Source organism: Paenibacillus radicis (ex Gao et al. 2016), assembly GCF_014641555.1.
Lineage (GTDB): Bacteria > Bacillota > Bacilli > Paenibacillales > Paenibacillaceae > Pristimantibacillus > Pristimantibacillus radicis.
Map to the genome: position 1 here is coordinate 375,286 of NZ_BMHY01000003.1, position 11,517 is coordinate 386,802.

The following is an 11,517-nucleotide window of genomic DNA, read 5'->3' on the forward strand; positions in this document are numbered from 1 at the left end:
CAAGCTATTATTTTGCAAGAATTTCTTCGATCGCATGCAGCTCTTCAGCTGAGAAGTCCAGCCGGCTCAATGCGGCAACATTGTCGTCGATTTGCTCTACACGGCTTGCGCCAATCAATGCGGACGTTACTTTTCCGCCTCGCAGCACCCACGCCAGCGCCATTTGAGCAAGCGATTGTCCCCGTTCCGACGCCAGCTCATTAAGACTGCGGATCTTCGCCAGCTTGTCTTCCGTAATCTGATCCGATTTCAGGAAGACGCTAGGGCCTCCTGCGCGGGAATCGGCCGGAACACCGTTCAAGTAACGGTTGGTCAGCAGCCCTCCAGCCAGAGGAGAGAATACGATCGAGCCGATTCCATCCGTCTCCAGCACATCCTGCAAGCCGTCCTCGATCCAGCGGTTGAACATCGAATACGACGGCTGGTGAATGAGGCAAGGCGTGCCCAGCTGCTTCAAGATCGCCGACGCTTTGGCCGTTTGCTCTGCACTGTAGTTGGAGAGACCAACATAAAGCGCCTTGCCTTGCCGCACGATATGATCTAATGCAGCCATCGTTTCTTCAAGCGGAGTATCGGGATCCGGGCGGTGATGGTAGAAAATGTCCACGTACTCTAGACCCATCCGTTTCAAGCTCTGATCCAGGCTGGAAACTAGATATTTGCGGGAGCCCCACTCGCCGTAAGGCCCCTCCCACATGTAGTAGCCGGCCTTTGTCGATATAATAAGCTCATCGCGGTAAGCCGCGAGATCCTGATGTAAGATTTGTCCGAACATTTCTTCGGCTGAACCTGGCGGCGGTCCATAGTTGTTAGCCAGATCGAAGTGGGTAATGCCCAAATCGAACGCCCGGCGAACCATAGCTCTGCCATTCTCCAACCGGTCATTTCCTCCGAAATTATGCCACAAGCCAAGTGATACGGCCGGCAGCTTCAATCCGCTGCGTCCTGCCCGGTTGTATTTCATTTGTTCATAACGGTTTTGCTCCGGTAAATAAGCCATCGATGTTCATCCTCCTATGTATAGACTACTCCTCTATTGTAACCGAGCTGAAACGCCAATGCTATTCCAGCCCAAGAAGCTTTTGTAAAAGCTAGGCTGGCGCCGCCCCGTCGATCCACTTTAACTGGAACTCCCGGCTTGATCTGATCGTTTCATCGAAAAAATCACGCTGCTCCGCAGCAAGAGACGAGAAGGCCTCCACGCAGGATGGATCGAAATGCTTGCCGCTTTCCCCGCGGATATGATCCAGCGCCTCCTCATGAGACAAAGCTTGGCGATAGGATCGCGAAGAAGTGAGCGCATCATAGACATCCGCAACAGCGATCACTCTAGCGAGCAGCGGAATGCGGCTGCCGCTTAGACCGCTTGGATAACCGCTGCCGTCCCAGCGCTCATGATGGGAACGGATAACAGCCAGTTCTTCCTGCATGAAGCCCAGCCTCCGGCACAAATGGTAGCCGGTCAACGGATGCTCCTCGATAATGGTCCGTTCCTCTAAATCCAGCTTGCCGGGTTTGTTCAGAATATGGCTGGGAATGCTTAATTTGCCGATATCGTGGACGATCCCCCCTTGGGCGATTGCCCGCAGCTGATTGGAGGATAAACCCATTTCTTCTCCTAGCTTGAGAGCATAGATCGCTACCCGGTAGTTATGTCCGGCCGTATAGGCATCTCTGCTCTCAGTCGCCCGAATAAGCTCCTTAATAGCCGGTGACATATAAGCCTGAATCCATTCTCTCGGATTGCTGCGAAGCAAGAGCAGCATGGAGGAGGTTAACGAGCCTGTGCTTCTATATTGCAGTAAAATGCCCGCCAACATGCCAATGACCGAGGCCAGCAGCAAAATATGATACAGCCACCAGCTCAGCTTCCACGATTCTCCGGTGACGATAATTACTTGCGCCAGAATCATCCAGCCGGCGCTATATACGATAGCTAGCTGAAGCGGAAAGCGGGAGGATGCGTACGTTTGCCAGTAACGCATCATCGTCCATAGATTCAGACCGATAATGATGCCCGTCGCAATCCAGCGCATTGGGTTTTCTTTCAAATGCAGCCATTCCGTCACTTGAGGCACGTTCCATAAGAGCAGACAGAGCGCAACCAGTGCAGCTGACCACACCGGAACAAGCCAGCGCTGCCAGCGGGACAGCCAGCGGATGACAAGACGATCCGAGGACATGGAAGACAGCCAAAGCCATAGCACAGCCAGCAGAATGCTAATCTGAGCCGCAGACCCGGATATGTTGGAATGATGGCTGAGGAAGCCGGGTGTAGACATGCCGTGTAAGGTAAACAAAGCAGCTAGCGAGACATATGCGAGTGACAGGAAACTGATTTTCAAATTACGAATCCGAATAGCGGAAATTCCGATCGCTACGGCAACAACCAAGGCAATCAGGGAGACAATGCTTACAATGTAGAAATGTCCATGTGGAGAGTGAATGTCGGCATCCAGCGGAGACGTGCTCCGCAAACCGATGTAGATGGCCAGCGGCAATGCCATAGACAAAGCAAACCAGCCGTAAACCCGATGTGTGATACGCATGACCGAATCCTCCCCTTAATATGATTACGAGATCCCTTGTATATGAGCACGATTCAGTGCCGCCATCCATTCATCCAATTGATCTCGTGGCATCGGCTTACTGAAGTAAAAGCCCTGCATCACCTGGCAGCCGGAAGCCTTCAAAAAATCAAGTTGCTGCTCCGTCTCCACCCCTTCCGCCACCACTTGAAGGTTGAGCTGGCTGGCAAGCGTAATGATCGTATTAACGACAGCTCGCTTGGCTGGGGAATGACTCTGCTGCATAAACAGCTTGTCGATCTTCAGCGTATGGAATGGAATGAGATCAAGGCTGCCGAGCGAGGAATAGCCGGAACCGAAATCATCCATCGATATCGTAATCCCCATATCCTGCAACGGCTTTAACTGATTAACGACGTCCGTCACATTGTTCATGACGATCGTCTCCGTAATTTCCAGCTCCAGCAGCTCGGCGGGAAGCGAGGATCGCTCCAGCGCGAACAGGACCATATCCATCAGATTTTTACTGTCAAATACTTTAACTGAAAGATTAACCGATACGGTAAGCGGCTCAGGCTCATGCTTATTCCACTGCACGCAATCGCGGCATGCCTGTTCCAGCACCCATCGTGTCATGGATACGATCATGCCCGTTTCTTCGGCAATCGGAATAAATTCATCCGGCGATATAATTCCATACGCGGGATGCTTCCAGCGCAACAGCGCTTCAAATCCGGTCGGATAGTTCGTATCCGCATTCCATTTGGGCTGATAGTAGTTAACGAACTGCCCTTTCGTCAGAGCCAGCTGCATGTCCTTCTCCAGCTCCATTCTGCGGGAAGCCATCTTATCCAGTTCCATGTTATAGACAAAATATTGATTTTTCCCCTGCCGCTTTGCTTGATACATTGCAGTATCCGCTGCTATGAGCAGCTTGGAACGATCCGTCCCATGCTCGGGCGAACTGCTGATGCCGATGCTGCCGGTAATGTACAGCTCGTTGCCTTCCAAATAATACGGCTTGCGGATATGCTCCAATATGACAGATGCAATATGAGTGGCTTCTGCGGCGTTAATGCCTTTGCTAATAAGCAGAAACTCGTCGCCACCCAGACGAAATATTTCCGATTGTTGATCGTTGAATGTCTGAAGTCGTGAGGCGGCCTCTTGCACCAGCAAATCACCGATGTCATGGCCCAAGGTGTCGTTAATGACTTTGAAACGGTCCAAATCGAGGAAAAATAACGTGAATGACGAGGCATTTTCTAATTCATCCTCAAAGTAACGGCTTAAAGCATGCCGGTTTGAAAGCCCGGTCAAGGGATCGCTGTATGCCATCCGCTCCAGGACGGTACGGTCGAAATGAATAGCCCCCCAGGTGACGATCATAATCGCCAGCGTTGTGAAGGTGACGCCGAGCAGCAGAAATAAATTGACTGGCGCCGATTGAACGACAACCTCCGGATTGCCGCACCAGAACGAAGCTGCAGCCATCCCTGTATAGTGCATGCCGCAGACCGCAAAGCCCATCAGCCCGGCTGCCGACCATTTGGAGAGACCGGCACGGGCGGAGTTCCGGAATTTATGGAACAAATAAAGAGCAGCACAGGAGGCCAGTACGGCAATAATGGCTGATAGCGCCCATAAGACGTTATTATAAGTAATCGATACGGTTGGTGATTGCATCGACGCCATGCCGGTGTAATGCATCGTCACGATGCCAGCACCCATAATGGTTCCGCCTATGGCCAGCCGCGACCGGCTGTTCTTCTTCGTCAGCGAGAATAGAAACGCAAAGTAGGACGCCAAAATCGCCGCAACGATCGAAATCAGCGTTATCGGAATGTTATAGGTCATCGGCACGCCGACATGGAAAGCAATCATGCCGATAAAATGCATCGTCCAAATGCCGCTGCCCATGACAAAAGCGCTGGCTGCCATCCAGCCTTGCTGAGCTTTACCGCGAGAATGGGATATTTTATAAACTAAATTCAAAGACGAATACGAAGCCAGAATAGAAATGATAAAAGACAACGCAACGATCCAGCCATTATAATCTCCAGTTAGTGCAAACATATTTTCCCTCCGCTCCAGCGCAATCACTGGGCGCTTGCTAAATTTTTCATCTGTATCTCTACTTATACAATCATACGAAATGGGCTAGGATGCAACATTTTTTTATTTTAGATTAAGGTTTTTTGTAAAATGTTTTGTTATAGTAGGTGAAGATTGCAAATTAGCACCGTATTATTGAAGGGAGCTCATAAAAAATGGAAAACAAAGACCCGCAGCAGCCTAGAGACGAAGAGCAAAAAAAAGCTGCGACGGAAGAGCAGCCGGAAACGACTGAGCAACAATCGATTCCACCAGAAGAATCGGCTCAGAACGAGACGGCTGCCAACGAAGTGAATGAAGAAATCGATACCGTTGAAGGAGAGCAAGCAGCCGCTTCTGCACTCGCTGTTCCGGCTGAAATTCAAGCTCCTGCCCAATCCAGCGGCGGAAGCAAAGCATGGATTGCCATATCTGCCGTGCTTGCAATTGTGCTGATCATCGTATTGATCAAGCCTCCGTTCGCGGGCAGCGGCAAAGCGGTCGCAACGGTTAACGGCGTTAAAATTACGCAGGACAAGCTTTATCATGCATTGCTTCCGCAAAGCGGTGCTTCTACGCTGGACGGCTTGATTACGAAAGAGCTGATCGACCAAGCAGCGGAAAAAGCAAGTGTTACGATCACGGACGAAGACGTAACCGGCGAAATCGATTCGCTGATCAAGCAATTTGGCTCGGAAGAAGCCTTGAATTCAGCTTTGACGCAGAACGGCATGACGATGGATGATCTTCGCGAGGATGCGGGCATGCAGCTTAAAATCCGCAAAATCCTGGAGCCGCAAACGAAAGTAACCGACGAAGACGTGAAGAAGTTCTATGACGAGAATAAAGCTTCCTACGCTACGCCAGAGCAAATTCGCGTTTCGCACATTATGCTTGGAACGAAAGAAGAAGCAGCCGAAGTCCTGAAGCAATTGAAAGATGGCGGCGATTTCGCTAAACTTGCAGCGGAAAAATCGACGGATACGCAATCCGGTCCAAACGGAGGCGACCTTGGCTTTATCAGCCAAAGCAGCGCTTCGGGCGATGAAGCATTTGACAAGGCCGCATTTGCTCTTGACCTCAACGAATTGAGCGATGTCGTACAGACGTCTGCTGGCTTCCACATTATTAAAAAGACGGAAGTTAAAGCAGCGACGAACCCGACTTTCGAAGAGAAGAAGGAAGATGTTCGCAAGCAGCTGATCGATCAAAAAATTCAGGAGCTCTCGGGCGCTTGGATGGAAGAGCTGCACAGCAGCGCGAAAATCGAGAACAATCTTGAAAAAGAAAAGGCGCCGGCAACGGCGGCGAAATAATAAGCATAACCAGGAAGGCGAACGGCTGGTAATCAGCTCGTTCGTCTTCTTTTTATCCCCCTGAGCGGGACGCTTGATTATTATGCTATGATTGAATACGATGCTTATGAGGAACGATCTACATATTGGAGGTTACAAGCGATTATGAGTCAATATCAAGTTACCAGCCGTGAGGAAACGTATACGATTTATGAATTAACCGAGCCGGGTACGGATTCCCGCGTTCAAGTCTGTCCAGAGAGAGGCGGCATCGTAATCGGCTGCCAGCTGCATGGACTGGAGCTGTTCTATCTCGACCGGGAAACCTTCGAGAACAAGACGGCGAATATTCGCGGCGGCAACCCGATTCTATTCCCGATTAGCGGCCAGCTGGAAAACCGCTCTTATACATGGAACGGCCAAACCTATGAAATGGCAAATCACGGTGTTGCAAGAACGGCAGCCTGGGAAGTTATCGGAACGAATACGGACGGTGAAGCTTCCATCACTCTGCTGCTTCGCAGTGATGAGACGACCAAGCAGTCCTTCCCGTTCGACTTTGAGCTCGAGTTCACCTACGCTCTGAAAGACGGCGAGCTGCATACCCGCCAGCAATACCGCAACTTGACTGCGGATCAGGCTATGCCTTTCTATGCCGGCTTCCATCCTTACTTTAATGTAGACAGCAAAAAGCTTTCCTACGATACCGATGCAACCCGTTATCTGGATTACAACGATATGGTAGAAAAGCCGTTTGAAGGTGTGTTCGATCTGGAAGGCCTCGTGGAGTCCGTAACGCTGCTTGATACGAAGAAGAGTGAAATATCCTTCCCGGTTGCCGGGGGCGCAACCGTACGCCTGTCCTACAGCGATATTTTCAAATATATGGTGCTATGGTCCGTTAACGGCAAGCCATTCGTATGCGTAGAGCCATGGATGGCGATGAACAGCGAACTGAACCGTCAAGAAGAGCTCGTTATGCTTGAGCCTAAAGGGAAGCTGGAAGCCAACCTGACGATTAGCTACCAGCGTTAACAATAAATCATTCGGCTAAACCGCAGCCTGATCGGCGGAGGCGCGCAGTACGGTAACTTGCTTTCCGTTGTCTCTAAGTCTCTCCACCGTTCGTTTGACGGCAAGGTTTGCCGTATGATCCCATACTTTGGTTCCCGTGAGGTCGAGGTGAATTTCCTCGGCCTCGCATTGCGTTTCGATCTGCTCCTCCAGCTCCGAGGCCGATGCGAAGAACAGCTGTCCATGAACCCGGTACGTTCTAGTCGTCCCGTTCCACTCGCTGTCGATCTGCACCTTCGATGCCTTGATCGCAAATCCGATAAAGCTGAACAATACCCCTACGCCTACCCCAATTGCCAAATCATGCGTAAGCAGCACGGCGGCAACCGTCGACAGCATGATGAACGTCTCTCCCGCAGGAAGCCGCTTCATCTTAAAGAGCGATGACCAATCGAAAATCGAGACACAGACCATCAGCATAATGCCTACGAGTGCCGCCATCGGAATCATCGCCAGCACATCGCCGAGCAGAACGGTCAGCAGCAGCAGGAACAGCGCGGCAACAAGCGTTGACAGCCTGCGCTTCCCGCCCATTTTCACATTAAGTACCGACTCCGCTACGAGCGCGCAGCCCGCCATCCCTCCGAAAAAGCCAGCAACGACATTGGCAATGCCTTGACCGCGCATCTCCCGGTTTTTATCGGTCCGCTCTCCAGTCATCTCATCAAGCAAATTATGCGTCAGCATCGTTTCGGTATAGCCGACAACGGCCAGCGACAAGGAATAAGGGGCGATGATCGCGAGCGTATCCCAGCTAAACGGAATGTCCGGCAGGAAAAAAGACGGCAGTGAAGCGTCAATCGCTGTGATGTCTCCGATACGAGTCACATCGCCAAAGCCAAACGCCCACACCGCGATGCTCAGCACAGCAACAGCTACCAGCGGCGATGGGATCGCTTTGAAATAACGCGGCAGCCAATAAATGATAGCAAGAGTCAGGCCGACCAAAGCATACATGAGCCAGGATTCGCCTTTGAAATACCTGAGCTGGGACATGAAGATCATAATAGCCAGCGCATTGATAAATCCGGTCAGCACCCCTTGCGGGACGAAGCGCATTAGCTTGCCGAGCTTGAACACGCCCATCAAAAACTGAATAATTCCTGTTAATACCGTTGCTGCGAATAAATATTGGATGCCATGCTCCTGTACGAGCGAGAGCATCAGCACCGCCATCGAGCCCGCAGCTGCGGATACCATGCCGGGACGGCCTCCCATAAACGTCACGACGAGTAAAATGCAAATCGTCGCGTAAATGCCGACCACCGGCGGAACACCCGCCATAAAAGAGAAAGCGAGCGAATCCGGCACAAGCGCCAGCGTCGCTGTCATGCCCGCCAGCACATTCGCGCGGACATCAGTCGTCCACTCTTGGCGCCAGGAAGCTTTCTGGAGCATACTTCACCTCTTCTTTTCTTCTAAATTACCGATCTATATGAATCTGCGCAAAGCGGCACCGAGTCTGAAAATCAGCCGCTTAGACAGTTCGTCCTCTACGTGCAAATTGCTTTAAGGCCATAAAAAAACCGGCTCCACAGAGCCGGGCGGTTCCTTCGTTCATCATAACGCGATTCAAAAATAGGGTCAATCCCCCAACATCTGCACCTTGATGCAAGTGTGGATTTCGCTTTCGTCCAAGCGCTAGTAACCCTCTCCCGTTCCTCCGGACACAATCGCCACGCTGGCGCTGGCACCAATCCGCGTTGCTCCCGAAGCCAACATTAGCCGGGCTGTAGCCTGATCCCGAACGCCCCCGGATGCCTTTACGCCCATCTCAGGACCAACGGTGCGCCGCATCAGTGCGATATCAGCGGCGGTAGCTCCGCCTTTGCCGAATCCCGTTGACGTCTTGACATAATCCGCCCCCGCTTCCTTGCAGATCAAGCATGCCCGCACTTTCTCCTCATCTGTCAGCAATCCCGTCTCCAAAATCACTTTAACGACTGCTTGTCCGCCCGCTGCCCCAACGACGCCCGCTACATCCCGCTTGACTCCCTCGTCATCGCCGGATTTGAGCAATCCGATGTTCAGCACCATATCCACCTCAGTTGCACCATTTGCGATTGCATCCCGCGTCTCTGCCGCTTTCGCAAACGTTGTCGTCGCTCCCAGCGGGAAACCGATAACCGTCGTCACGCCAACCTTCGAATCTGCCAGCAGCTCCGACGCCAGCCTCACCCAGCCCGGATTAATGCAAACGGTCGCAAAGCCGTGACGTTTCGCTTCTTCGCATAGCTGTACGATTTCAGCTTTTGTCGCGTCTGCTTTCAATACGGTATGATCGATTGCCGCAGCAATATCTGCAACCGGCAAGTTATGCCCATCCTTCATAAGTGAATCGCCCTCCTAGTCATTTCTCCCATTATACGAAACCGTATGCGTCATGAGCAATAAGGCGGCCTGCGCAATATGTCCCTACTAGTATGCCTTAAGTTTTAATTTTCAGAAAATTAAAGAAAACTAAACAGGAATTCATTTGCAAACCTAGAATAGGGAAAGTGCTTGGAAAATATAGGTTATGGAGGGATGAGAGGTCTATGTTCAAGAGGTTTAAGTGGTTAGGCGCTGCCTTGTTGGCTGTGTCGCTGATTGCCGCCTCGACAGGCACCGTCACTGCAGCCGAAGCAGCAACGACCGCGGCCGGAAAACATATTACCCTGCTGCACACGAACGATATGCACGCCCGAGCGGTCGAAAGCACAAGCGGTGAAATGGGCTTCGCCAAGCTCAGCGGTATCATCGACAGTTATCGCAAAGCCAATCCCAATACGCTTCTGCTTGACGGCGGTGATGCTGTACACGGGACGACCTTCGCTACTTTGGTAACTGGTGAGAGCGTCGTGCAGGTCATGAACAAAATGGGCTATGACGCGGCAGTACCTGGCAACCATGAATATAATTACGGTTATGAACGGCTGCTGGAGCTGGAGAATGCCATGACTTACCCGCTGCTTAGCGCAAATACCCGCGTAACCAAAGACCAGTCACTTCTGTATAAGCCGTATATCATTAAAGAAGTAGATGGCGTAAAAATCGGCATATTCGGTCTGACAACGCCGGAGACGGCATACAAAACGCATCCCAATAATGTGAAAGGGCTAACCTTTACTGATCCAACGAAGGAAGCGAAAGCCATTGTAGAGGAATTAAAAGACAAAACGGACATCATCGTTGCCGTAGGTCATATTGGACAAGATGCCGCCAGTGAAGATACAAGCTTGAAGCTGCTGAAGGAGGTATCCGGCATTGACGTATTTATCGATGGTCACAGTCATACGGTATTGAAGGACGGCCTTGTCGCAGGCAACGGAACCCTCCTCGTCAGCGCTGGTGAGTATACGAAATATTTAGGTGTTGTCGACCTGTGGTTCGATAACGGCAAAGTAATCAAAAAGCAAGCTGCACTCATCGATCAGAAAGAAGCTGCGGCTATTCAGCCCAATGCCGAAGTGGCTGCGCTAGTTGCAGATATTCAGAAGAGCCAGGAAACGATCTTGTCGCAGGAGGTTGGCAAGGCGACTGGCAAGCTGGAAGGAACTCGCGAACTCGTGCGGGCGAGCGAGACGAATCTGGGCAACCTTATCGCCGATGCGATTCGCGATGCAGCCGGGGCAGACATCGGTTTGACGAATGGCGGCGGCATTCGCGCCTCCATTAACGAAGGCGTCATTACGAAAGGAGACGTCATCACGGTACTGCCTTTCGGCAACCAAATCGTAACCTTGAAGGTAACTGGAGCCGACTTAAAGGCTGCACTTGAAAATGGCGTATCCGATTACCCGAATCCGAAAGGTGCATTCCCTCAAGTTTCCGGCATAGCATTTAAGATTGATGCAGCCAAGCCGGCTGGCCAACGCGTTCATTCGGTGACTGTGGGCGGCAAGCCGCTTGACGTTAAGAAGCAATACGTTGTAGCGACGAATGACTTCATGGCAGCGGGTGGAGACGAGTACGTGATGCTCGGCCATTATCCGCAAGCCGGGATGTATGGCTCGCTCGATGAGGCGCTCATCGCCTACATCGAGAAGCTAGATGGCACGCTGCCGAAGGTGGAGGGGCGTATTACAGCTGCTGCCACTGTCGCGCAAGAAGTGGTTGCAACGTCCGAACCTGAGCCAGCAGAGCCGGCAACGAAGCCGGAGCTCGAGCACAAACCCGAACCAAAACCGGAACCCAAACCTGAGGCTAAACCTGAGGCTAAACCGGATTACACAGTAAAAAAAGGAGACACGCTTTGGTCGATTGCTAGAACGCACGGAACGACTTGGCAGCAGCTTCGCGATATCAACGGTATAAAGAACCCGAATCTCATTCACCCGGGGCAAAAAATTAAGCTTTCGGCTTAGTTTCTAGAAGCTGAGCAGGGAAAACTAAGAATCAAAATGCAAATGTGCAGGCTGTCAGCCGTTTTCGCGTCAATTTAGATCATCAAAATGCAAATGTGCAGGCTGATCGCCCTAAAAGGCTACAATAAGGCAAAATAGCTGAATTCTAAATGCACTTTTGCATTTTGATAGCGGTTTGGA

General features: G+C 51.4%; 8 protein-coding genes. 3 read left to right on the top strand and 5 right to left on the bottom strand.

What is annotated here, in order from left to right:
• Positions 1 to 7 precede the first annotated feature (7 nt).
• From mgrA to IEX98_RS10310, 3 genes are all read right to left on the bottom strand, one after another.
• Positions 8 to 1,000, bottom strand: a complete 993-nt coding sequence (mgrA, locus tag IEX98_RS10300; protein ID WP_188888920.1) for an L-glyceraldehyde 3-phosphate reductase — start codon at positions 998 to 1,000, stop codon at positions 8 to 10.
• A gap of 91 nt (positions 1,001 to 1,091) precedes the next feature.
• Positions 1,092 to 2,549, bottom strand: a complete 1,458-nt coding sequence (locus tag IEX98_RS10305; RefSeq protein ID WP_188888922.1) for an HD-GYP domain-containing protein — start codon at positions 2,547 to 2,549, stop codon at positions 1,092 to 1,094.
• Positions 2,550 to 2,573: 24 nt separating this feature from the next.
• Positions 2,574 to 4,604: a bifunctional diguanylate cyclase/phosphodiesterase gene (locus IEX98_RS10310; RefSeq protein ID WP_188888924.1), complete on the bottom strand. Its 2,031-nt coding sequence runs from the start codon at positions 4,602 to 4,604 to the stop codon at positions 2,574 to 2,576.
• A gap of 194 nt (positions 4,605 to 4,798) precedes the next feature.
• Between IEX98_RS10310 and IEX98_RS10315 the strand changes: the two genes are divergently transcribed.
• Positions 4,799 to 5,938, top strand: coding sequence for a peptidyl-prolyl cis-trans isomerase (locus tag IEX98_RS10315; RefSeq protein WP_188888927.1), 1,140 nt, complete (start codon positions 4,799 to 4,801; stop codon positions 5,936 to 5,938).
• Between the two features lie 144 nt (positions 5,939 to 6,082).
• On the top strand, positions 6,083 to 6,952 hold the full coding sequence (locus IEX98_RS10320) for an aldose epimerase family protein (protein WP_188888929.1): 870 nt from the start codon (positions 6,083 to 6,085) through the stop codon (positions 6,950 to 6,952).
• A 15-nt stretch (positions 6,953 to 6,967) separates the two neighbouring features.
• On the opposite strand, the gene IEX98_RS10325 is transcribed toward IEX98_RS10320, so the two are convergent.
• On the bottom strand, positions 6,968 to 8,389 hold the full coding sequence (locus tag IEX98_RS10325; protein ID WP_188888931.1) for a SulP family inorganic anion transporter: 1,422 nt from the start codon (positions 8,387 to 8,389) through the stop codon (positions 6,968 to 6,970).
• A gap of 243 nt (positions 8,390 to 8,632) precedes the next feature.
• The gene (gene deoC / locus IEX98_RS10330; protein ID WP_188888932.1) at positions 8,633 to 9,322 is read right to left on the bottom strand and encodes a deoxyribose-phosphate aldolase; all 690 of its coding nucleotides are present in this window, start codon (positions 9,320 to 9,322) and stop codon (positions 8,633 to 8,635) included.
• 206 nt (positions 9,323 to 9,528) lie between these two features.
• On the opposite strand from deoC, the gene IEX98_RS10335 reads away from it, so the two are divergent.
• Positions 9,529 to 11,337, top strand: a complete 1,809-nt coding sequence (locus IEX98_RS10335; protein WP_188888934.1) for a 5'-nucleotidase C-terminal domain-containing protein — start codon at positions 9,529 to 9,531, stop codon at positions 11,335 to 11,337.
• The last annotated feature ends 180 nt before the right edge of the window (positions 11,338 to 11,517 follow it).